The 23,185-nt window shown below is 54.3% G+C and carries 17 protein-coding genes; 6 read left to right on the top strand and 11 right to left on the bottom strand.

The window, feature by feature from the left end:
- Positions 1 to 94 precede the first annotated feature (94 nt).
- Positions 95 to 907, top strand: coding sequence for a class I SAM-dependent methyltransferase (locus DL346_RS03305; RefSeq protein WP_112880643.1), 813 nt, complete (start codon positions 95 to 97; stop codon positions 905 to 907).
- 5 nt (positions 908 to 912) lie between these two features.
- Positions 913 to 1,320, top strand: coding sequence for a cupin domain-containing protein (locus tag DL346_RS03300; protein ID WP_112880642.1), 408 nt, complete (start codon positions 913 to 915; stop codon positions 1,318 to 1,320).
- 48 nt (positions 1,321 to 1,368) lie between these two features.
- On the opposite strand, the gene DL346_RS03295 is transcribed toward DL346_RS03300, so the two are convergent.
- On the bottom strand, positions 1,369 to 3,540 hold the full coding sequence (locus tag DL346_RS03295; protein ID WP_112880641.1) for a transglycosylase domain-containing protein: 2,172 nt from the start codon (positions 3,538 to 3,540) through the stop codon (positions 1,369 to 1,371).
- A 142-nt stretch (positions 3,541 to 3,682) separates the two neighbouring features.
- Positions 3,683 to 5,482, bottom strand: coding sequence for an ABC transporter substrate-binding protein (locus DL346_RS03290; RefSeq protein WP_112880640.1), 1,800 nt, complete (start codon positions 5,480 to 5,482; stop codon positions 3,683 to 3,685).
- Between the two features lie 115 nt (positions 5,483 to 5,597).
- Here DL346_RS03290 and DL346_RS03285 point away from each other — a divergent pair, with 115 nt between their 5' ends.
- A complete protein-coding gene (locus tag DL346_RS03285) occupies positions 5,598 to 5,801 on the top strand; it encodes a hypothetical protein (RefSeq protein WP_112880639.1) in 204 nt (67 codons plus the stop codon).
- A 15-nt stretch (positions 5,802 to 5,816) separates the two neighbouring features.
- On the opposite strand, the gene DL346_RS03280 is transcribed toward DL346_RS03285, so the two are convergent.
- From DL346_RS03280 to DL346_RS03270, 3 genes are all read right to left on the bottom strand, one after another.
- Positions 5,817 to 6,356, bottom strand: a complete 540-nt coding sequence (locus DL346_RS03280) for a cysteine hydrolase family protein (protein ID WP_240633012.1) — start codon at positions 6,354 to 6,356, stop codon at positions 5,817 to 5,819.
- A 25-nt stretch (positions 6,357 to 6,381) separates the two neighbouring features.
- Positions 6,382 to 8,124, bottom strand: a complete 1,743-nt coding sequence (locus tag DL346_RS03275) for a Rieske (2Fe-2S) protein (RefSeq protein WP_338066284.1) — start codon at positions 8,122 to 8,124, stop codon at positions 6,382 to 6,384.
- 65 nt (positions 8,125 to 8,189) lie between these two features.
- Complete coding sequence (locus DL346_RS03270) at positions 8,190 to 9,419, bottom strand: MFS transporter (RefSeq protein WP_112880638.1); 1,230 nt, start codon at positions 9,417 to 9,419, stop codon at positions 8,190 to 8,192.
- A gap of 325 nt (positions 9,420 to 9,744) precedes the next feature.
- Between DL346_RS03270 and DL346_RS03265 the strand changes: the two genes are divergently transcribed.
- Entirely contained in the window at positions 9,745 to 12,627 is a 2,883-nt protein-coding gene (locus DL346_RS03265; RefSeq protein ID WP_240633011.1) for a family 78 glycoside hydrolase catalytic domain, read from the top strand.
- Positions 12,628 to 12,661: 34 nt separating this feature from the next.
- Here DL346_RS03265 and DL346_RS03260 read toward each other — a convergent pair whose 3' ends face one another.
- Positions 12,662 to 13,744 carry a DUF4037 domain-containing protein gene (locus DL346_RS03260; protein ID WP_112880636.1) on the bottom strand — a complete coding sequence of 361 codons (1,083 nt, stop codon included), beginning with the start codon at positions 13,742 to 13,744 and terminating at the stop codon, positions 12,662 to 12,664.
- An 18-nt stretch (positions 13,745 to 13,762) separates the two neighbouring features.
- A complete protein-coding gene (locus DL346_RS03255) occupies positions 13,763 to 14,113 on the bottom strand; it encodes a VOC family protein (protein ID WP_112880635.1) in 351 nt (116 codons plus the stop codon).
- Between the two features lie 587 nt (positions 14,114 to 14,700).
- Here DL346_RS03255 and DL346_RS03250 point away from each other — a divergent pair.
- Together DL346_RS03250 and DL346_RS03245 are read left to right on the top strand one after the other, a co-directional pair.
- Positions 14,701 to 16,452: an ABC transporter ATP-binding protein gene (locus tag DL346_RS03250; protein ID WP_112880634.1), complete on the top strand. Its 1,752-nt coding sequence runs from the start codon at positions 14,701 to 14,703 to the stop codon at positions 16,450 to 16,452.
- A 61-nt stretch (positions 16,453 to 16,513) separates the two neighbouring features.
- Positions 16,514 to 18,538, top strand: a complete 2,025-nt coding sequence (locus DL346_RS03245; protein ID WP_112880633.1) for an ABC transporter ATP-binding protein — start codon at positions 16,514 to 16,516, stop codon at positions 18,536 to 18,538.
- Between the two features lie 107 nt (positions 18,539 to 18,645).
- Here DL346_RS03245 and DL346_RS03240 read toward each other — a convergent pair whose 3' ends face one another.
- The 4 genes from DL346_RS03240 to DL346_RS03225 all read right to left on the bottom strand — a co-directional run bounded on the left by DL346_RS03240 (position 18,646) and on the right by DL346_RS03225 (position 23,180).
- Entirely contained in the window at positions 18,646 to 20,421 is a 1,776-nt protein-coding gene (locus tag DL346_RS03240; protein WP_112880632.1) for a sensor histidine kinase, read from the bottom strand.
- A gap of 104 nt (positions 20,422 to 20,525) precedes the next feature.
- Positions 20,526 to 21,818 carry a polysaccharide deacetylase family protein gene (locus tag DL346_RS03235; protein ID WP_133257478.1) on the bottom strand — a complete coding sequence of 431 codons (1,293 nt, stop codon included), beginning with the start codon at positions 21,816 to 21,818 and terminating at the stop codon, positions 20,526 to 20,528.
- Positions 21,819 to 21,943: 125 nt separating this feature from the next.
- Positions 21,944 to 22,168, bottom strand: coding sequence for a hypothetical protein (locus tag DL346_RS03230; protein ID WP_112880630.1), 225 nt, complete (start codon positions 22,166 to 22,168; stop codon positions 21,944 to 21,946).
- A gap of 31 nt (positions 22,169 to 22,199) precedes the next feature.
- Positions 22,200 to 23,180, bottom strand: a complete 981-nt coding sequence (locus tag DL346_RS03225) for an aldo/keto reductase (RefSeq protein WP_112880629.1) — start codon at positions 23,178 to 23,180, stop codon at positions 22,200 to 22,202.
- Positions 23,181 to 23,185: the final 5 nt, after the last annotated feature.

Genomic DNA, 23,185 nt, shown 5'->3' with positions numbered 1-23,185 from the left:
CATTGTATTTCAGCCTCCCTAGCAATTTTTCTCATTATAGCAGGAATATCGCGGGCGGTGCGTTCATTATCGTAAAAAGAAGGGGGTGACCGGTATGGGAACGATCATCGACTATTATTCCGGCTTTGACGAATGGGGGCGGCTTGACCGCGAGCCCTTGGAGTTTAAAGTGAACTGGCATTACATAACAAAGTATTTGCCGTCTGCAGGCGCAGCCGTGCTGGACAATGGCGCGGGTCCGGGGAAATACGCCATGAAGCTGGCGGGGAACGGGTACCGCGTCACGCTTGCGGATCTGACGCCGAAGCTGGTTGACATCGCGCGGGCTAAAGCAGACGAGCTTGGGCTGGAAGACCGTTTCGACGACTTTCTGGTCCGCAACGCAATGGACTTGTACGGCCTGGCCGATAACGGATTCGACGCAGCGCTAATGCTAGGACCTCTCTATCATTTGCAAACCGAAGAAGAGCGTGTCAAAGCAGTCACGGAGCTGCTGCGCGTTACCAAGCCCGGCGGTAATGTATTTGTTGCCGTCATGCCGCGCGTTCGAAAGACGCTCACGGCGCTGATGTTCCCTTCGCAGTGGCGGCCGCTGGACAACATGGAAGCCATCGAGGATTTTAGCCGCACCGGCTTGTTCGACCACGCGGATCCGGGCCGCTTCACCGGGGCGTACTTCTTCGACATTAAAGACGTGACCCCGTTCTTCGAGCGCTGCGGCTGTGAGACGGTGAATCTCGTGTCTTCGACCGGCAACGGAGGCCGGCTGACGGAGGAGCAATGGTCCTACTGGCGCGAGCGCGGCGAAGAAGAGCGGGTGCTAGATTATATTTACGAGTCGGCAGCCGATCCTTACCTGCTCGGCACCGCTTCGCATTTGCTTTATATCGGACGAAAAAGAGGGTGAGCGCGATGAACGCCAAGCCAACCTGCGTTAAAATCAAAGCTTCCGGGTCCTACTCCGGCAAGCAAGGGTTCGACTACAAAGAAGCCATCTCGGCCCAAACTGCAGGGTCCTCCGCTCTATGCATGCACCTGCTGACCATTCCGCCCGGCGGCCGGGCGAAGGCCCATCTGCATGAGAGCCATGAATCGTCCATCTATGTGCTTTCAGGCCATGCGGCCATGTGGTATGGGGAACGACTGGAGGAGCATGTGGAGGTCGAAACCGGCGATTTTCTCTATATCCCAGCGGGCGTTCCGCATCTGCCCTATAATCCTTCCAAGACGGAGCCCTGCACGGCGGTCATCGCGAGGACTGACCCTAACGAGCAGGAGAGCGTTACGCTGCTTCCGGAGCTGGATGGCGTTCATCCGTAAGAGATGATAAAAGCCTGCCGAGTTCAAACTCGACAGGCTTTTTCGCTGCTATGGCATTGGGGAGAGCATCAAGTCTCCGACCCAATCTTCTAATTCATCTTCAAATTCATCCCCATCGTTGTCTTCGTCCTCGTCCCGCTTGCCCTTCCCTTTCTCTTTATCTTTTCCTTTCCCGTGCCCGCGGTCCGCTTTATCCTCTTGCTTCTCGCGCTCTTTCTCACGCTTTCTTTCTTCTTTCTCGCGCTCCTTCTCTTCTTTGTCGGACTCCTGCGAATTCTCCTGCGTTTGCCAATCTTCTTCATCACGATCTTTCTTTTTCTTCGTATAGCCGGGTGCACCTGGGAAAGCCATGACCGGCTCGCCCTTGAGCGCTTCGCCCATCAGTTCATGGAAGACGGCAGCCGCAGCCTTCGACGACGTCGTCAAATAATGGGTCGCATCCGTATGGTCGTAGCCCAGCCAGACAGCGCCCACCAGCTGTGGCGTATACCCGACGAACCAATTGTCTTTGTTGCCGCCGGTCACTTCCGTCGTTCCTGATTTGCCGGCCACCGGACGATCCGGGAGCGCCGCCGCTTCCCCTGTCCCTTCGCGCACAACGCCTTCCAGCATTTCGGTCATCGTGCTGGCTATTGAAGCATCCGTTGTTTGCAAGGCGTTTTCCTCGGCTTCTGCCGCCTCCGCCAAAACGATCCCGTCTGCGGATTCGATGCGCAGAATGGAATGCGCCGGCATACGGACGCCGTCGTTCGCGAAAACGCCGTAGGCTTCCGCCATATCCAGCGGCGATACGCCTTCCTGCAGGCCGCCCAGCGCCAGTCCAAGCGTGCGGTCCGCATCCGTGAGCTCGATGCCGAACCTTGCCGAAGCTTCCATACCGGCGTCAATGCCGATGTCATTAAGCAGTTGAACAGCCGGAATATTATAGGAATTTACGATCGAGTCGTAGATCGTAACCTCGCCGTGATAGCCGCCTCCGGCATTTTTCGGCTCATAGCCTCCGAAGTCGGTCGGCACATCCCAGAGCGTATCGGACGGGCTATACCCTTTCTCAAAAGCCGGCGTGTACACCGCTATAGGCTTCATGGTCGATCCCGGCTGCCGCTTCAGCTGAACGGCGCGGTTAAACCCGCGGAAAGGCTGTTTGCCCCTCCCGCCGATGACCGCCTTTATGCCGCCGTCCCGCGGATCGACCAAGACAGCGCCGCTTTGAATGAGCTGATCCGGCTTGCTCTCAGGAAACAACGTCTCGTTCGCGTATACGCGCTCGGCTGCTTCCTGCATGCGGGGATCGAGCGCCGTGTAAATGCGCAGCCCGCCATGCAGTACTTCGTTTTCGGTCAACCCGTACAACTCCGAGGCTTCGCGAACGATCTGATCCACGTAATAGGGATATTTGATTCCACCGTCATGGCTCGCCTTGCTTTTGCGCACCCGCAGCGGTTCAAGCATGGCGGCCTCGTACTTCTCCGGGCTTATTTTGCCTTGCTCCTTCATCAACTGAAGCGCCGTACTGCGGCGTTCCTTGGCCTTCTCCGGATGCTTGAATGGCGAAAGCGCGGAAGGCGCTCGAATGATGCCCGCCAGCAGGGCCGACTCCGAGACCGTCAATTCCTGGACCTGCTTGCCAAAATACGTTTGCGCCGCCCGCTTGATTCCCCAAGCGCCTTCTCCGAAATAGATTTGATTCAGATACATCGTTATAATTTGCTGTTTATCGTAAGATTCCTCGATCTTCTTAGCGAGCAGCGCCTCATTCCATTTGCGCGTCCATGTGCGATCGTGGGTTAAAAAGACGTTTTTGGCGAGCTGCTGCGTAATCGTGCTGGCGCCTTGGACGGTCTTGCCGCTCGTGAGGTTGGTAAGCAGCGCGCGCCCGATGCCCCACGCATCCGTCCCGTCATGCTCGAAGAACCGCTTATCCTCTACCGCAACCACCGCATCGATCAGATGCTTCGGCAGCCTGTCAAACGTGACGGGCTCGAACGTATTCGAGGCAATTTTGCTCGCTTCTTTCTCTTGCTGATCATAGATAATCGTTGGAGCAGGCAGCGGTTTCTCTAAGAGGGAGATGTCCTGCTTGGCTATCAGGATGCTGAATCCGGTCCAGCCGACCGCCACCAGCAGAGCCGCTGCCGAAACGACCGCCAGACTGATGATCTTCCACGCTTCGCGTTTCTTTCTTTTATTCACCGTTTTCGTTCCCGTGCTCGTACCCATTCTTGTACCTCCAAGCTCTGCCTAGCTGATGCTTTTGTCATAGTTAGATAGTTCGTAGAGCGATTCGGAATTTGGTAGGTAAGGCGAACAAGAAAAAAACGGAACCGAGCGAGGCTATGCCTCATTCCCGGTTCCGTATGCTCTATCCCGTATGGCTCTGTACCCAAACATCCTTGAAATCGATCCACCCCAGCGGCGACATCGTAATCCCCTTAATGCCGGGATGGTAGGAGGCATTGGTCTTCTTGTGCAGCAGAAACACGACATGCGCTTCTTCGCGCAGCCGCTCCTCGATTTCACCGAGAATGAGCCGGCGTTCTTCCGACGTCTTTGACGCCACGGCCAAATCGATCCGATCCCGGGCCCATGCCCGAAAATCCGGATGGAGATGCTCCTTTAGGAAGCTGCCGTGCTGCTCATAGGATTCGATCTCGCACACCTCATCCTGCGCAAATACGATGCCGTACAAAATGGTATCCGCTTTGTCAATCAGATCCCGCTTCTTATAGTTATCAATCTGCTCCACCAGGATAGGAATGCCGTACTCGCCGCAGCGATCCGCGATCCATTGCGCGTCGCGCAGGTTAAAGCTGCCCGTATACAGCGTAATCGGCGTGCCATCGTAACCGGCCTCACGCAGAAGCGCTTTGGCCATCGCCGGGTCATGGCGGATGTTGCGCAGCGGGGTATTGTCGTCGGGACGAAAGCTGCGCGCCGCATACATGCGGTCACCGCCTAACTCCCGGATCATGCTGTGCCGGTCGATCAGCAGGTCGATCGCCTTCCGGAACAAGGCCGATTGCTGCGGTCCTTGCTTGCTCATGTTCCACGTCAGCAAGGTACAGCCTTTGCACAGCATCTCGAACGTGCACAATTCCTCATCCGGATTCGCGTCCAGCAAATCATGATCCAATATCAGCTTCTCCCAGCATTTGCGGGAGGAAGCGCCAAGCTCAGGCGGCATGAACGCGATCACCACGCCGTCCAAATGCGCCCTGCCGTTATAGTAGTTCTTATTCACGGACAGCACGAACCGGTCCTCGTTCCATTCGCCTGCCATGAAAGGCCCGGTACCGGACGGGCTCTTCCAATACGCCTCCTCGTCGTGCTCAACCAATTCGCGGGGCAGAACCGACGCCATCGACGAGCTCATGAAACGGTGAAAAATCCGGTTCGTCTTGGCGAGCTCGATGCGGATCGTCCGTGTCCCGACCGTCTCGATCGCGACGACATTTCGCAGCAGCCAGCTGTGTGCCTTTCCCGTACGCAGCCGCTCCAAGGAGAAGATGACGTCATCGGCCGTCATCTCGTGGCCATGATGAAAATAGACGCCTTTTCGAAGATGGAACTGCCATACCGTCGCTTCCTTATTGCACTCCCACGCATGCGCAAGCCCCGGAATCATCCGTCCCGCCGACGTATCGTACTGAACGAGCGAATCGAATAACTGGCGGACCATATGCGCGTCGAACGCATAGTACACATCGGCCGGATCGAGCGTCGTGATCGGGGTTTGCACGGGGAGCCGCAGCGTATCGACGTGGCGCTTGCCGTCCAGCAGCTCGGTCCGGTAGCCGAAATGAAGCTCAAGCCATTCGGAGAAGCGGTCCTTCACCGGCGATCCCTTCCCATGCGTATGGATGAGCTCGAAGGCCGGTTTATATTCCCCGCGCTGCGCCATCCGCTGCGCCAGCTCAAGCAGCATCGTATCCCGCTCCAGCTGGAATACAAGCTGCGAACGGTTCCCTCGCCCGCGTCCCGGCTGCCACCGGACCCAACCCTCTTCTTCCATTTTGCGAAGAACGAGTTTGACGTTCCGAGTCGTGCAAAAGAGCGTTTGCGCAAGCTCCTCAAGCGAGACTTCGACAGGCGTTTGAACCGCCATCCCATCCGCGAAGCGGCTGTACAAATCCAAATAGCGTTCTGCTGCGGCTGTCTGCATACCGTAATTCCTCCTTTGCCCGATTAAAAGGGGAAGTGATTAATTAAGATTCTACACTTTTTATCCCCTTTTAGCGAGCGCATAATTGAGCTATACCAGAGAGGAGGAATACACGATGTTCCAACACACAAATACGTATACGACAGAGAAGCTCTATCAATACGAGCAAGCCCAATTGAAGCGCAATTTATGCAGAGGACGGTTGCTTGAGGAAGCGGAGAGCGCCGCTGAGGCAGAGGCCAAGAAGCAGGTGCGAGGGAAATGGGGCTACATGAGCAAGTGGTTGAAATTATGGCGGCTCGTCACTTCCGTGAAGTGACAAGCCGCTTTTTTTCTATTCGAATGAAATGGCCGTCGAATTCTGGATTCGCGCAAAAGAGGAAAACCGCGCATTATGCGCTTCGATAATTTCAGCCGCGCTCCGGCCCCCCTGTGCCCATGTGCTGTGGGCGTCTCCGGCCACGGTTATCGCATACCCCAGCTCGGCCGCCCGCGTTGCGGTCGCATTCACGCACATGTCCGTTTGAAGGCCAGCGATGACCAGCTTGCCGATACCTCTCGCCGCCAATTCGCTCTGCAAATCCGTATCCTCGAATGAATCCGGCTTATGCTTCTGAATCCGCGGTTCGCCTTCCTCCGGCGCAATCGCAGCGTGAATCTCCCATGCGGGCGAGCCCGTTTCCAGCTCTTCGCCGGCTCCTTCATTATGCTGGACATAGATAACCGGAACGCCGCTCGCTCTTGCCTTCGCAAGCAAGCCGCCGATTCGCGTCAGCAGTTCTTCATGCGCATAGACCGGGTTCTCCTCATTGAACATGGCTGTCTGCACGTCAATGATGAGCAAGGCCGTATTTGAATCCGCTTGATTCGCCACGTTTTCATCTCCGTTTCGCTAAGCCTTATTCTTCAAATAATCGTTCCCCTCTATGGAGCCGCCAAGCGATATGGGCGGTATGCGGGAGCTCTCGCGCCGTCGGGGCATGAGCAGCCAAGTATCTCGTACAAGCCAAGAGAATCGTCTCCTGAGCACGCAGCGCAAATTCATCCTCGCGGACGCACCACTGATCGTACTCGGCGAACGCCGCCTCCACCATCTGGAACGTATGGAACTCCGCATCCTCACGCAGCAGCGCATGGCCTAGCGTATTAAGCAGCGGCTCGATTGCCCTGCCTCGCTGCGTGTAATCGTAGACGAGCTGCGCCGCCCGGTCGACCTGCTGCCGCTGGTCCAGCAGCTGCAGCAGCTGCTCCGTCCCGATCGCGCTGTCCGCTGCGACGGAAGCTTCCTTCGGCCGCTTCGCTGCCGGAACATTCAAGAACCGATCGAGATATACGCTCATCGCACCGTGGAAGATCGCACGGTTCTGCAACGGTTCCTCGGATTTCTGGAGCCGGACGTGAAGCGCATGCGAGTAGGTGAAGGTGTGGAGCACCGCAACCCAATCGCGGTGATCGTTTTGCGTATGGAAGCGAACGATCCGCTCGGCGGCTGCCAGCGCGACCAGCTGTGCAAGCCGGGCCGGCGATGCCCCCGCCAGCAGCAACTCTTTCAGCAGCGTTACCGTTTCGAGCGGTTCCTCGCTTAAGAGCTGCTGCAGCACTTCATTTTCATCGATGCTCAAACCAGGTACGGCTTTTACATTCGCATTAGCGAGCGCTTGCACGGCCTCTTGAACCGGCTCCACCAAATTGATCGGCGCCTGCCAATGATGCTGCTCCTCGCTTCGAGACGGATTGCCCATCATATGCAGGAGCGAGGTCAGCACTTGCTTCGCCCGATCAGGCCCGACGAGCGCAAGCGCTTCAAACGCTTTATTATGAAAATCGAACACATGCCCGCCATCCAGATAGAAATGATCCGTAGCGGCCACGAGCATCATATCGGCCAGCTGCTCAGGGGTCATCCCCTTGTCGATGGCCGTAATCAGAAGCTTCTCGGCCCCTTGGGTATCCCGAACCTCGATGCAGTTACGGTACCAGCCGGCCAGCCTGTCGAACGAGACATCCGCCGACGGCAGAGGACCGAGCAAATAATGAATGCCGCGGCCAGAGCTGCCGCGCGCCACATGAACCAAGCCCTGATAGAGCGCCAGAATCCGGCCCGTCTTGTCCAGCTTCGGTATGATGCCGACCATTGCCGTGAGAATGGTCAGTCCCGCATTCCAGCCGCTGCTGCTGCGGGTCCCGAAATCAATGCCGACGGCCGCGATTTCCGCTTCGGGCACATTCGCTTCAACTAGACCGACAACGGCTTTCGCGATGACGATGCTAATATTTTGCTCCAAGCCTTCCATCAGCCGGTCTTTATACTTCTGAATATGGTTGGCCGTACGCGGCTGGGGATTGACCCAGACGATCTCGTCCTCGATCCTCACCTCATAGGACGGCACGTCGTCCGCCCATGGGTCGAGCGTCCCGCCGCTGCAAACGTCAAACCGGGCATGATGCCAGTGACAGGTTAGGATACCGTCGCACAAGCTGCCCATATGCAGCGGAAATCCAAGATGCGGACAGCGGTTATCGACGGCAAAGATGCCTTCCTCATGCGAAAATACGGCTATTCCGCCTTTGATGACGGCCGAGCCTTTTTCCTTCAGTTCCTGGATACTGCCTGCCTTGATCCACTCTGCGGTTCGATTCATGTTCATCCTCCGTTGGCCAATTTGATGATGATTCATGCTCTCCACTTCTTCGCTAGCTGCGCCCTCTAGTCCTTCATCAGCCAGAACATTAAATATTGCATCGCGGCCGTTCCAGCCACGATAATTGGAAGCCAAATCGATTCCAAATCCTTCGACATGAAGAGCAGCAGCGTAATCGACAGCACGCGTCCCGTATTTAGGAACACCTCGCGCATTACTACCGATTCTACCTTCAGCTGTCCTTTCAGCGGCAGCTTGCCGATTAACCGGTAGTAATACGACGTGAGCGTGTTGACAGCCAGAGGGTTGCAGATCGAGAACGCGACCATGTAGAAAACGACCGTCCAAGCCGTTACGTCATACAGCAAGAAAGCCGCCCCTAGCAGGATGCCGCTCGTCGAGAACAGCACATGCTTGCGCACCTGCTCCTTTTTGGCTTTGCGTGAAATGACGTAGCCTGTTGCCACGGTAAGCGCAGAGAATAAGACGCCCAAATAGCCGACATAGTCCTCCCTGCCAACCGTTTGATAGAGCAGAATGTTCGGCAGAAACAGCATAATGCCTTGAAACAGCCCCAGCACGAAGAACGCCAGCAGGCCGCCGACCCATTGCGAGTTCTTCTTCATCACGATGCCGACGAGGTTCAGATGATAGGCGCGGTGATGCGATTTCTCGAGAGGGATCCGGAAGCTGATGACCGATGCCACGAGAAACATGATGAACGCGAGAAGAAAGGTGATGATATAGCCTCTTAACCCTTCGTTAAACTGAATGATAAACCCGGCCAGCGCCGGTCCGAGCAGCCCCGCCAAGTTAAAGACGACCATATTGATCGCCAAGAAGCGGACTCGGTTGTTTTCCGTCGACACATCGTACATGAGAACCAGATACCCGGTCCAATAGAGGCCGGCAGCCAACCCATGAAAAATACCGAACAGGAAATACCATGCCGCGACATTTTCCTGCGCGATGACGACCATCAAGTAAAATAAAGCGATCATGAGAATGCCGAGCCGATACGTGACCATACGGTCCTTGCGTTTCGTGATCCAGCCGCCAAGCGCGAAAGCAACCGGCGTAAAGATGAATACGATCATATTGTAAAATCCGTTTACGGCCAAATCATGCGTGAGCCGCCATAAATACAAGTTCAAAAAAAGCCCCGACATCGAAGCGCCGAATTGAAAGCAGCCATGAATGATGAGCGCAATGATGGCCTCTCTGCCGAGCTGTCTTTCTTTTGGAACCGGATTGCCTTTCATCGCATTCCATCTTAATCCCAAAGTTGCCTTCATCTGTACGGGTCCTCCTCCGACCAAGCCATCCAATTGCAGTCATTGTATCATAGCGGGTTAGCCAGGTAAGCGCTTAACGGCCCATTCTATCGCCAAATAACCCGCTCTGCTCGAATTTCGCCCCGAATACACGGGATAATCGGGCTTTTTGCCCCTGTCATGACGATTCCGGCGGTCAAGCTTCGCTTGACTATGATGGAAGGAAATAACGCACGAGGCAAATGTCCGAAATGCCCTATATAGATGTCCGGATCGAACCCTTCCTAGGTTCAAGCAATCGTTTACAATGAGGAGGATGAATAAGTTATTGAGGAGGCACTTAACCATGTGGCAAGCATCCTGGATCTGGGACAGCGGCGAAGAGAGTCCGCGCAATGCGTGGCGCTGCTTCCGTAAAACCTTCGATTATCGGCAAATAGACGGCAACCGCGAAGCAAAGGTAAAGCTGACGGCGGATACCCGTTATGTGCTCTATGTGAACGGTACGCAGGTCGGGCGCGGTCCGGTCCGTTCGTGGCCGTTCGAGCTCGCTTACGACGAATATGATATCGGCCATTTGCTGCAGAATGGCGCCGCGAACACGATTGCCGTATTGGTCGTGCACGCCGGCATCGCAACCTTTCAATCTTTAAGAGAGCGAGGCGGCCTGCTGCTTCAGCTGGAGACAGGAAGCGGAGCCGTGATTGAGCGAACCGATGCTTCTTGGAAGACTTCGGTGCATCTTGCTTACGATGCTTCGTCCTCTCGGATCTCCTGCCAGCTTCCGTTTACGGAGCGTTACGACGCGAGAAGCTGGAGCGACGCTTGGACGGAAGCTTCGTTTGACGATTCCGCTTGGGAGCAGGCTACGGCCATCGGCAGCGCTGGCATGGCGCCGTGGACAAGCCTCGTGCCGCGGTCCATTCCGTATCTGACGGAAGAGCCGGTTTACCCTGCCCGCGTAGAAGAGCTGTCGTTCGTCAGGCCGGTGCCGTGGAGCGCCGTCTTCGACGTGAGGACCATGCTTGTACCGGATAGCGTCAACCATGCGAATCCGATTACCTTTGTAGCCATGATGGCGTCGGTGCTCACGCTGTCCGAGCCTTGTACCTTTACGATCGGATCAGTCGATGACGGCAGAATTCCGTTTCGAGTCCGAATCGGCGGCAAGTGGTATGCGGACGGGGACCTTTCGGGCGAAAAGCCGAATGCGTTCCTGGAGCTGCAATTGACTGCTGGCGAGCATCTTCTGCTCATTGATTTGACCGGCGGCTCGCATGGCCACGGTTACCACCTCGGCATCAGCTGCGATGCGCCGTTCGAGCTTCGCTCGCCGATTGCGGACAGCGCGGAGCCGGCGAATGCAGTACCTTTCGCCATTATCGGGCCATTCGACTCGGCCGAGCATATCGATCATCAGCCAGCGGTATCGCTTGCGGTGGAGCAGCCTCTCTACGAGGCGATCAAGCAAATCGACACGGCCGATCAGCTGAGCGAGTATGCGGAATGGGTGAAACCAATCCCGGAGCAGCTTGTTCACTTCTCCGACGTATACAGCCAGACAGCATGGCGTATCGTCGACAAGCCGCAGCCGGTTCCGGCTCAATTGCAGCATGCCGTCGTGGCAGGCGCCGATGCCGGCGTCATCCCGGTGCATGCTGAGCTCGATACGGAGATTTTGATTGATTTTGGCCGGGAATTGTCCGGTTATCTCGCGTTTACAATCGAAGCCGCGGAAGGCACGATCATTGACGGCTACGGCTTCGAGTACATGCGCGACGGCTGGCGGCAGTACACGTTCGAGCTCGATAATACGTTCCGTTACACGTGCCGGGAAGGCTGGCAGTCCTATGTTTCGGTCGTGCGGCGCGGCTTTCGTTATCTCGCGCTCACGGTTCGGGGCGCAAGCAGACCTGTTAAGCTCTATGACATCAAGCTGCTGCAGAGCAGCTATCCGGTTGCCAATGTCGGCACCTTCCACTCGAGCAATGCCAAGCTGAATGAAATTTGGCGGATCAGCCGGGATACGACGCGCCTGTGCATGGAGGATACGTTCGTCGATTGCCCGGCCTTCGAGCAGACGTATTGGGTCGGCGATGCCCGCAATGCTTCGCTTATCAACTACTATGCGTTCGGATCGGCCGAAATCGTAGAGCGGTGTCTGCGCCTCGTACCGGGCTCCGCCTTCCAATCGCCGCTCTTCGGCGATCAGGTACCTAGCGGCTGGAGCAGCGTCATCCCGAATTGGACGTTCTTCTGGGTATCGGCTTGTCTCGAGCACTACCAATTTACGGGCAATGGGTCGTTTGCCAACGAGATGTGGCCGCATGTCCGGTTTACGCTGGAGCATTACTTGCAGAAGCTCGATAACCGCGGCCTGCTGAATATGCGAGGCTGGAATTTGCTCGACTGGGCTCCGTTCGAGCAGCCGGGCGACGGCGTCGTAGCGCCGCAGAACATGTTCCTGGTCAAAGCGCTTCGCGATGCCGCTCAGCTCGCCGATGCTGCCGGGGAGCATGCGATTGGCGAAGCGTTCGCGGAACGTGCCGCACCGCTTCGCAATGCCATCAATGACGGGCTGTGGGATGAAAGCCGCCAAGCGTACCTCGACTGTATCCATGCTGACGGACGTCCATCGTCGACGCTTAGCATGCAGACGCAAGTCGTGGCTTGCCTATGCGGAATTCCGACGGAGGAGCGCGCACAGGTGCTGCAGCGCTACATTGTCGAGCCGCCTGCCGATTTCGTCCAGATCGGCAGCCCGTTCATGTCCTTCTTCTACCATGAAGCGCTAGTGAAGCTGGGAATGCAGGATACGCTGGCCGCAGATATTCTGCAGCAATACGGCGTCATGGTCGATCAAGGCGCCACTTCGGTATGGGAAGTCTACCCGTCCAGCAATATTACGATCAATGCCAAAATGCTCACGCGCAGCCATTGCCACGCATGGTCTGCCGGTCCGGTGTACTTCCTCGGCTCCGAGGTGCTTGGGGTGCGCGGGCTGACGCCGGGCTGGACGAAGGTTGCCGTAGCGCCGAAGCCTGTCGGCCTTGAATGGGCGCGCGGTACCGTACCGCTTCCGGGCAGCGGCCGCATCGACGTCTCTTGGAAGGTCAATGAGTCGTCGAAAACGATGCAGCTTCGCGTAGTCGCGCCTTCTACCCTAGAATTAGAGATATCGGCGCCGGATGGCTACGAACTTGAAGTCGAGAAGGTTTTACTGGGATAGGATACAGAAGGCCTGGCGGTTACTCGCCAGGCTTTTATTTTAAGCTATCCGTCTCGTCTTTCACCCTCGCACCGAATAAGTAGAGCTTCTTCAAGGTTTGCCTTGCGGCGTTCTCCGCTTCATCCTTCCAGGTATTAAGCATCCGGAAATCCGTATTGTCCGTGATCTGATCGATATTTCCGATCAACCGATGGGCGAACAACCATCGCAGCGTGGGGTTTTGGATCTGCCGCTCCAAACGCCCGCCGATGTCTTCGCCGTTCATGACGAGGAACGGGCGGGTAAAGAAGCTGCTTGCCTCATCCTTAACCGGCTCCGTTAAGCCGAGCTCGTTGTGCTTGCGAGCCAAGTGCCCGTATACCTTATTCAGCGCTTGTTCCCGCGCCTTCCACGCTGTCGCCGTTTGGACCTGCCACAAGTCCTTCTCCAGCAGTTCCGCGCATTTGAGCTCGCGGAAAGCCGTTCCGAACCATTTCGGATATGGCGCATATTGGCGTTCCATAAGGAAACACAGATTCATAACGTCCCGAACGAGCCGAGACGCAATAACGGCCGAGCCCAGCTCGTCGCCGGCATGACCGGCGCGAAGCATCAGATGCTCCTCTTGTCCAATCCGCTGCCACGCGGATGCAAGCAAATAAAACCAGACATCCTGAGGATAGTAATGCAGCCGATCCCGAAGCTCGGCCAGCTGCCCTCGATCGTCGCGGAACACTTCGCCCTTCGTCAGTTCCAGCAGCGTCTGCGAAGGGAACGTGAGCCAATCGACCGCATCTAGCGGCTCCTTCAAGTCGTAGGCCAGACAATTCCATATATACTGTTCCAAGGTTGTAACAACCGTCGTCTGGGCATCCACCGGAAAACCGCAGTACGTTTGCGGCAGCCGCCCGGTCACGAGTGCGCGCAGCTCATCAGATAACTTTCCGTCTGTCTCTTGCAGGAAAAGCTGCACCCTCGGACCCCAATCGTGATCCTGCGACAATTCCGTGTCGTATCCCAAAACCTCGCTGCCTGGCCCGATGAGGGCTGCCGAATAGTTCAAGGCTGGGTAGTTATGATCGATTAGCGGCTCAATCCATTCATGATGGAACCGTCGGCTTAATTCTATTCCCTTCATCCATGACCCACCGTCTCTTTATTTTTTCTGAATCAGTCCAATTCCAAGTCCAACCGGGTCGACGAGATAGGCCAGGTAGAAATCGTCGAACTCCATTTTGTCCCGGACGATCACGGCCCCATTGTCCCTCGCCTTAGCAATCGCTTCGTCAATCGCTTCCACTTCGATCTGAATGCGCGTGCCGTGCGGATGATCGAACGGGCCTTTGCCGATCCCGCCGTCAATGCCCGGCTTCTCCGGGGAGCCGGTTGTTACCGCCCAATAATCCCAGCGCGGTTCAGCCGCCTGCCAGCCAAACACATTCGCGTAGAATGCGGCTGCTTTCTCCGGCTCTTGGCTGCTTAGCTCGAAACCAATCACTCTTCCCATCACATCGCCCTTCCTTCTTGGAAAATGGTACCACTTTCTCAGTTTACCAAACGTACGTTCGTTTGTGAAGCGGTGTTGTATACGAGATTCGAATCGATCAGCCGATTGGCTAATTGGCATCCAAGACAGGTCATCGGCGCATGCTCCCCTACTGTTGGTCATCCATGAAAACAAGCATAACATGCTGAGGTTTTTTTGTTATAAACCGAAACTTTATTAAATGCCCCGTTGACAATGTTTGGGGGCTGATGTTAAAGTGGCTCATATACTTTGATGAACGGAAAGGAGGGTTACGGACATGCTGAACCTGAATAAAGCTAATGTATTCGACCATATCGGCAAAGCAAGCAATCTCAATGGACGTAACCCTCGCGCAAACGGGCGTTAAGCAAGCGGAATCGCGGATTCGCGCTTGAAGACGTAAGTAGGTGCATGGTTGCGGTGACGTAATCGTGCGCCTTTTTTATTATCACCCGGCCGGCTGCGGCAGCTCTTAAGCTGCTCGCCGGCACATGCGGGATGAGGCGTATCGCTTACGGCGGTAGGCCTCTTTTTTTGTTCACATGCTGGAAAGGTAGTTGATCAACGTGTTTGATGTATTGCGTAAATTAAGCTGGTTTTTCAAAATGCAATGGAAACGGTACACCGTTGCGATCGTGCTGCTCACGATCTGCGGCATTCTCGAGGTTATTCCGCCGAAGCTGATCGGCTACGCCGTCGACACCATCGGGCAAGGCGCCATGACCTCGCAAAAGTTGACGGAGCTGCTGCTCTTCTGGGCAGGCCTCACGGTCGTCATCTATCTCATTACGTGCGTATGGTGGTCGCTGCTGTTCGGTTCCTCCTTCTTGCTGGAGCGTACGCTCCGATCGCGCATTATGCGGCATTTGCTCAAGATGACGCCTACCTTCTATGAGCGCAACCGCACCGGCGACCTGATGGCCCGGGCGACCAACGATATCGGCGCGGTATCTACGACGGCGGGCTTCGGCATTCTGACGCTGATCGACTCCACCCTGTTCATGACGACGATTCTCTTCGTCATGGCGGGCATGATCAGCTGGAAGCTGACGCTTGCCGCGATGCTGCCGCTGCCGGTTCTCGCGCTGGTCATGCAGCACTTCGGCAAGAAAATACATGAACGTTTCACGGTGCAGCAGGACGCCTTCGGCAACTTGAACGATCAGGTGCTGGAATCCGTTTCAGGCGTTCGCGTGATCCGCGCGTTCGTTCAGGAAGAGGCGGACCGGAAGCGGTTCAGCGACATGACCGACGAGGTATTCCGCAAAAACATCGACGTCGCCAAGATCGACGCCCTGTTCGAGCCGGCACTCAAAATCCTCGTCGGCATCAGCTACTTGATCGGTCTCTGCTACGGCGGACTGCTCGTGTTCCGCGGCGAAATCTCCCTTGGCGAGATGGTATCGTTCAACATGTTCCTCGGGATGCTGATCTGGCCGATGTTCGCCATCGGCGAACTCATCAATATCATGCAGCGCGGCAACGCATCTTTGGACCGGATTAATGAGACGCTGGGGATTAAGCCGAACGTGAAGGACGCGGAGTCGCCCGTGAAGGTGCCCGTGCCGGAGTCAGTCGAAACCGAGCGGCTCACCTTCCGCTACCCGTCATCGTCGATCGACAACTTGGTCGATATCTCCTTCAAGCTGAAGCGAGGCCAAACGCTCGGCATCGTCGGCAGAACGGGCAGCGGCAAAACGACCCTGCTCCGGCAGCTGCTGCGGGAATATCCGATGGGCCAAGGCAGCTTGACTGCCGGCGGTGTCCCGATTACGGACATTGAGCTCGACCAGATCCGCAGCTGGATCGGCTATGTGCCGCAGCAGCCGATTCTGTTCAGCAAGACGATTCGCGAGAATATCGCTTACGGCACTACAGGCGGTACGATGGATGAAGTTATGCTAGACAAGGCGCTGGAATTGGCCGCCTTCCGCAAGGATGTCACGTTCTTGCCGGATGGGCTGGAAACGCTCGTGGGGGAGAAAGGCGTTGCGCTCTCCGGCGGACAGAAGCAGCGGGTCAGCATTGCGAGAGCGGTGATCGCGAACCCCGAAATTTTAATGCTGGACGACGCCCTTTCGGCGGTGGACGCCAAGACGGAAACTGAAATTTTGGAAGGGCTTCGCAGAGAACGTGCTGGCAAGACAACGCTCATTACGACGCACCGGCTGTCGGCCGTGCAGCATGCGGATTGGATCATCGTGCTGGACGAGGGACGAATCGCGGAGGAAGGCACGCATGAGCAGCTTCTTCTGAACAACGGCTGGTACAAGGAGCAATACGACCGGCAGCAGCTTGCTTCCTTGGCGGAAGAATAAAAAGCAGCGCTGCCTTTACGAGAGTCAATAGAGAGATAAAGAAACGAAGGTGACACCTACAATGGGCAATAACGGAAAACGATTGTTTCAATATGCATGGCATTACAAACGGCCGATCCTGCTGGCGCTTCTGCTGCTGGCGCTCGCCATCTCCGCGGAGCTGGTCGGGCCGTTCCTCGCCAAGCGAATGATTGACACGAATATTATGGGTATCGAGAAACCGTGGTACGAGAGCAAGCAGGACGGGCGTTATGACGTAGCTTATAAAGGAAGCTTCTATAAACGGGCCGATCACTGGGAGGAAGGCGAAACGAAGGGACGCGAGGTGCGCGTGCTTCAGACAGGGCTTACGTATTATTTTGTCGATGCGGCCGGTGTGCCTGACAAGAGTGTGCGCAAGTTCAATGATGGCCAGCTAACAATCACTACGGAGGAAGGCGGCAAACAGCAGTTTCCCGCCGCACTGCTGAGCCGGGATGAAATCTACCGCTTCTACCAACCGGAATTAAAGAGCATGATCACCCTTGCGGCCGGCTATGTCGGCATGCTGCTGATCGGGGCGGGGCTCGCATACGGACAGAAAATACTGCTTCAAGTGTCGGCGAACCGGATCGTGCGCAAAATGCGCAACGACGTGTTCCGGCACATTCAAGAGCTGCCGGTACAGTATTTCGATAATCTCCCGGCAGGCAAGGTCGTCGCCCGGGTCACCAACGATACGGAAGCGATTCGCGAGCTGTATGTATCCGTCTTGGCGAACTTCTTCTCCGGCATCATCTATATGACCGCAATTATGGGCGCCTTATTCCTGCTCGATGTAAGGCTAGCGCTGATTGCATTGCCGCTGCTGCCGATCCTGTACATCTGGATCGTCATTTACCGCAAGTACGCATCCAGTTACAATCATGTCATCCGCTCGCGGCTGAGCGACATCAACGGCATGATCAACGAGTCGATCCAAGGCATGCCGATCATCCAAGTGTTCCGCAGACAAAAAGAAACGATGGCGGAGTTCAGCGTCATGAACGACGAGTATTTCAAGTACCAGAACAAGCTGCTCCACCTGAACTCGGCTACGAGCCACAATTTGCTTGGCATTTTCCGGAACGTGATCTTTCTAACCGTCATCTGGATGTTCGCGGGCGGCTGGTTCGGTACGGCGGTATCGGTCGGCGTCCTGTACGCCTTCATCGACTACATGAACCGGATGATGACGCCGATCGTCGGGATGGTGAACCAGCTGTCCAATCTGGAAGTGGCACGGGTATCGGCAGAGCGCGTGTTCGCGCTTCTCGACGAGCCGGGCGTACCGGTTTCGGAGCAGCGGATGGCGCGTTACAAAGGCAATGTTTCGTTCGAAAGCGTCTCGTTCGGCTACAAAGAAGGCGAAGACGTGCTGAAGAACATCACCTTTAGCGCGAAGCAAGGCGAAACGGTAGCGCTTGTAGGCCATACCGGTTCGGGCAAAAGCTCGATCCTGAACCTGCTTTTCCGCTTCTATGACATTGACCGCGGCGTGATCACGGTTGACGGCACCGACGTTCGCGAAATGTCGAAGCAGCAGCTGCGTCAGCATATGGGTATCGTGCTGCAGGAGCCGTTCCTCTTCACCGGCACGATCGCCTCGAACATCAGCTTGGACGATCCTGCGATTACGCGGGAAAAGGTCGAGCAAGCGCTCCGCGACGTCGGCGCTTACGACATGTTCATGCAGCTGCCGCATGGGCTCGATGAGCCGGTCATCGAGAAAGGAAGCACGCTGTCCGCCGGCCAGCGGCAGCTGATCTCCTTCGCGCGGGCGCTGGCGTTCGATCCGGCGATCCTGATCCTGGACGAAGCGACCGCAAGCATCGATACGGAGACCGAAGCGATCATCCAGCAGGCACTCGATGTGCTGAAACGCGGACGTACAACGTTTGTCATCGCCCACCGGCTGTCGACGATCCGCGCGGCCGACCGAATTCTTGTCCTCGACCGCGGACGCATCGTCGAACGCGGCAATCACGACGAGCTGATGGCGCATGGCGGCAAATACTTCGCCATGTATCAGCTGCAGCAGGGAGCGGCCGTCAGCATCGGCGCTTAATAGGAAATGGAGAGCCAACTAGTGGCTCTCCTTTTTTTCGTGAAGCGTGCCAGCGTTCTCGCTGGCATGGTCACGCTATGTACGAACCGAACAGATTGTCTCTAAGCTTAAGCAAGTTCATACCTCAGCACCTTCAGTTTTACTTCTACTTTCAGTCCACCGATCTCGCTCCTCGAGAGGAAAACCCCGCACTCCGTTCCGTACTTCAATTGAACCCGGCGATGAACGTTGATTAACCCGGTGCATTCCTCAATTTCGTTATCCGAAGAGGATAGTTTTACGTTTAAACGATAAATATCTTCATCGGTTAACGCTTCTCCGTTATCCTCGACGATAAAGGAAAGATACTCGTTCTCGGATACGAACCGGACGGTTAATTTCCCTTTGGAAACTTTATTCTCGAAAGCGTATTTATAACTGTTTTCGATTACCGGCTGAAAAATCAATCTCAGACACGAGTTATCTTTGTACGGATCAGGCAACGGTTCGAATTCAACCTCGACACGCTTCGAATAACAGATGGTTTGAATCTCGACATAGGTTTTGGCATGCTGATATTCAAGCTCCAGCTTGATATCGTTCGAAGCGTCCCGCGTGATGAATTGAAAATAGCGGCCCAAATATTGGGTGAACTCCGCAGCTTTTTCTATATCGTGACTATTTATCAATCGATACAGGATAAAAAAATTGTTATACAAAAAGTGAGGGTTAATTTGCGATTGCAATCGTTTCAATTCGGAACGCTGATTTCTTATTTTTTGCTCGTAAATCTCGTTGATCAGCACATTGAGATTATTTACCATATAATTAAACCTGTTATATAAATATCCGAACTCGTCATTATTCGCATGCTGAATGGAAAAATTCAGGTGTCCTCTCTCAACCTTGCGAAATGACTCTACAAGCGTTTTCAGCGGCTGATGAATGATCCTGAAAATCCAATAAGAGAAAGTGATAATAATAAACAACGAGAGGAGAGACATCGTCCAAAAAAGCACTTTGTAAATTTTGAGAGGCCCCAATATCAAATCATTAGGGATATATACCATAAGAGTCGTGTCAAGCACCGGCGATCTTTCGTACGCGACAAAATAGGATTGGCCTTCGATCGTTACATATGCGGAATCGGCAGCCGAAGCTCTAACGGGTGAATTCAGAATAAAATCTTTGATTCCCGACAATACGACGGGATTATTGCGGCTTTCGATTGCCCAGCTTCCGCTTCCGCTCAATAAGACGGCCCCACCCTGTTTATAGCTCATCATATTACTCAGCATAACTTGGAATTGGTGTTGACTGATTTCGGTTTCCAGCAGGAATAATCCGGCAGGGCCGCGCGACTCGAATTCATTGATATAGGATTTGCTTAAAAATAGCCGGTTTTCCCAAAATATAAAAGGTCCGTTGCCTTGCTTTTGCCGCATGGCATTCATTTCTTTAACGTCGACTGTGGATAAAACTGAGCTTGTCGAAATCGTTTTGCTGATCGCCGGCAAAAAAGCCTTTGTTCCTTCAATAAACGTGCTGGAAGTTCGTAATTGGTCCAAATATTTCATCAAATCCATCATGAATCTGGTTTGTTCTGCTGCGGTTGAATCCGGCGATTGTTTAATATACAGAAGTGCGATATCAATAGTTGTTTTATTCAAGATCGGATTTATTTTGTGGAACTCCATCTCCAGCATTTTGTTATTGGCATGAACGGTATTTTCTAACGATTTCGCAATCTCCTCTTTATTTCTGGCTGCTCCAAATTCATTGACGAAGAAACTGATTCCGTAAAGCGGGATTACGATAAGAAACAAAGTAATGACCAGTTTGGTGTATATGTTGAAGTTTTTGATTTTTCGATTCATGATCTGCAGAAGCGGCACTCTCATCATTTAGTTTCCCCCGCCATGGAATCTGGTAACACTACTATAACACGGCTGATATTTTGCGGAAATGCAGAAACGGCCTTACCGCATCGGGGGCTGTTCCTCATCATTCAAAATATGGCAGGTTTTAAAGTCCACGTTTGCAGCTTCGACATCCGGACGATATTCGGCACTCTAAAATCCCTGGGGAAAATCTCCCACCCATTTCCCCAGAAATCATCTTCATTCGCATGAATTTGGGTGCGAAGAGAGCCTCGAACGACGGTCACTTCGTCTTCATCTTTTAAACCTTCCCTAATCACTTTGGCTAAAGTGCAAGTTACGTCCACCGGATTGATTTTAGCTTCGCCAATATGGAAATGATCGGGGAGGTGATAAGAACCCCGCACTTTCGGATATGGAACCGAGATGGCCGCTTTAAGATCGGCCACTTTCACGGCAGTAACGATATCGCTTTCGGCAGCGGTTTCCGGACCGTAGATGAGCTCAGGCACCAGAGGCTTTCCAAGCAAATAGCTGACAAAAATAGAATGCAGATCGGAAACCGAGAGAGAGTAGCCGCTAAATAGTTGGAAGTAAAGATCTTTGCCCGTATTGGCAGCCAAGGTCCGGACATGCTCAGGAGCAAGCTCATCTTTCCTGGACTTCTCCAGCTCCAAGGTTTGCGCCGATGTGATATATTCGACATTTTCTTTTGAAAGGGTGTAGTCAATAAATTGCCCCAGCATCCGGATGTACCGTTCCATCATGCCGAAAGGTCTCAAAGGAGCAGGACGCCATTCATTCCGCGGTGTATTTTTGCCTTCGCCAAAATTGATCAGATCCCAAAATTCCGTAGTAGAAAATTCGTTCGGATGGTAAACGATGCTTACAAAGCCTATTGATTGTGCAGACAATTTCTCATAGATATCATCAAATTGGCGCTTCGCCTCTTCCAAACCTCCCTCCATAAGCTCCATCCTCATTAAGCCGGGCAGGTCCATAAAATTGAGCATTCCCCCGTACCAGTATGGCTTAGCATGCAGCGTTATCTGCCGACCTGTATCCAAATATACCGGAATGCCCCACCCTAATAGCGCGGGAAAAGCTTGCGGCGCCCACGAGAAGCCCGGCTGACCGTAACACTTGATCGGCATGCCGGTTATGCTCGCCACATCTTGAAAGCCGTTAAACTCATTATCGTGAAATTGTTCGGCACCTTCTCTAAAGCCCTTGCGCTCCAGATATTCGCTAACGGTAGGATGGACGCTGTGAAAATCGGTATGGTATCCGACTTCATGGTTTTTAAGCTTCTCCAGAATATCCGTGCGGCCGTGTTCCGCTAACACTCTCGCTTTCTCTCCGACCATTTTGAAGATTCCTTTGATTTGTTTTTCATCGCATAAGATCAAGAGCTCCAGCAAAGCATCTTCGGACTCCGGCGTAATGTAATCTTCAACATCGAACCATAATAATACTTTAATGTTCGCCATCGTTCATTCCCCTTTTAAAAAAGGAGGTTTCCCCTCAGGAAAACCTCCCTCTTTTTTTATTTGCCGTGCCCCAGAGCCTTGCCGATGCCAGGCTTCGCGGCACCGGCCAAGCCGATTCGTTCCGTGCTGATGACCAAATTATCGAAATATCGCGATTGGACCTTCGGCGAACCCGTATTCCAGTAGTTTTCAATAAATATCGCATTCAGCCCGTATTCGTCATAATTACCGAGCCAGTTCAGGTCATACCTGCCAGCTTCAAACTCGTCATTAATCCACATTACTTGAGGATTTCTTGAGGATTATTCGCCTCTACCAAGCATAGGCTTTGGGCGCTTCTCCGCCGGGTCCCGGAAAAATCTCGTCCAGTCTCTTCAATGCGGCTTCATCCAGCTTGATCTCTACGGCACGCAGCGCATTCTGGAGTTGCTCTAAAGTACGGGGACCTATAATCGGCGCCGTCATAGCCGGATGCGCCAACGTCCAAGCCAATGCAACGTTCGCTTCGCTTTCTCCGAGTTCTCTGCATAATTTGGCGAATAGCTCCAGCTGACCCCGATGCTTCTGGACCAACTCTTGGTTATTGGACGTTCTTGAGCCAGCAACCGGATTCAAAGCGTTGCCGCCCAGAAGTCCGCCGTCCAACGGACTCCATGCGATGACGCCGAGTCCGTGCTCCAGCGCGGCAGGGAGAACCTCCAACTCCGGAAGCCTGCAAAGCAGACTGTATCTATGCTGCTCCGAAACCAGCCCCAGGATGTTGCGGGCTTTCGCTTCGTATTGTGCCTTGACCAGATCCCGGGCTGCAAAATTGCTGGAACCTACGTATCCGATTTTCCCCTGAAAAACGTAAATCTGGAATGCTTCCCATAATTCATCCCATGATACATTCCGGTCTACGTGATGCATCTGATAGAGTTCAATATGATCGGTTTGAAGCCGGCGAAGCGAGCCCTCCAGATGCCTGCGAACCTTATAGGAAGATAATCCTGCCGGGCTGTTCGGACCGTCATACGGATCGTCCATTGGGCCGTATACCTTCGTCGCCAACACGACCTTCTCCCTGCGGCCGCCCCCTTGCGCGAACCAACGGCCGATAATCTCTTCCGTTCTTCCGCGATTTCCATTGCCGCCGTATGTATTGGAGGTATCGAAAAAGTTCAATCCCGCATCCAATGCGGCATCCATTATACGAAAAGCTTCCTTCTCATCGGCATCGATGCCGAAAATCATCGTGCCTAAACAAAGCTTGCTCACTTTCAATCCGGAACGTCCTAAATAGGAATAATCCATGTACC

Source organism: Paenibacillus montanisoli, assembly GCF_003268025.1.
In the GTDB taxonomy this organism is placed as follows: domain Bacteria; phylum Bacillota; class Bacilli; order Paenibacillales; family Paenibacillaceae; genus Paenibacillus_Z; species Paenibacillus_Z montanisoli.
This window is presented reverse-complemented; position numbering and strand designations above follow the sequence as displayed.

Coding starts and splice junctions, on each gene's coding strand:
- DL346_RS03275 (WP_338066284.1), bottom strand. CDS start 8,124: ATGAATCGAACCGCAGAGTGGATCAAGGCAGGCAGTATCCAGGAACTG.
- DL346_RS03245 (WP_112880633.1), top strand. CDS start 16,514: ATGGGCAATAACGGAAAACGATTGTTTCAATATGCATGGCATTACAAA.
- DL346_RS03230 (WP_112880630.1), bottom strand. CDS start 22,168: ATGTGGATTAATGACGAGTTTGAAGCTGGCAGGTATGACCTGAACTGG.
- DL346_RS03300 (WP_112880642.1), top strand. CDS start 913: ATGAACGCCAAGCCAACCTGCGTTAAAATCAAAGCTTCCGGGTCCTAC.
- DL346_RS03285 (WP_112880639.1), top strand. CDS start 5,598: ATGTTCCAACACACAAATACGTATACGACAGAGAAGCTCTATCAATAC.
- DL346_RS03240 (WP_112880632.1), bottom strand. CDS start 20,421: ATGATGAGAGTGCCGCTTCTGCAGATCATGAATCGAAAAATCAAAAAC.
- DL346_RS03270 (WP_112880638.1), bottom strand. CDS start 9,419: ATGAAGGCAACTTTGGGATTAAGATGGAATGCGATGAAAGGCAATCCG.
- DL346_RS03265 (WP_240633011.1), top strand. CDS start 9,745: ATGTGGCAAGCATCCTGGATCTGGGACAGCGGCGAAGAGAGTCCGCGC.
- DL346_RS03225 (WP_112880629.1), bottom strand. CDS start 23,180: ATGGATTATTCCTATTTAGGACGTTCCGGATTGAAAGTGAGCAAGCTT.
- DL346_RS03305 (WP_112880643.1), top strand. CDS start 95: ATGGGAACGATCATCGACTATTATTCCGGCTTTGACGAATGGGGGCGG.
- DL346_RS03290 (WP_112880640.1), bottom strand. CDS start 5,482: ATGCAGACAGCCGCAGCAGAACGCTATTTGGATTTGTACAGCCGCTTC.
- DL346_RS03255 (WP_112880635.1), bottom strand. CDS start 14,113: ATGGGAAGAGTGATTGGTTTCGAGCTAAGCAGCCAAGAGCCGGAGAAA.
- DL346_RS03295 (WP_112880641.1), bottom strand. CDS start 3,540: ATGGGTACGAGCACGGGAACGAAAACGGTGAATAAAAGAAAGAAACGC.
- DL346_RS03260 (WP_112880636.1), bottom strand. CDS start 13,744: ATGAAGGGAATAGAATTAAGCCGACGGTTCCATCATGAATGGATTGAG.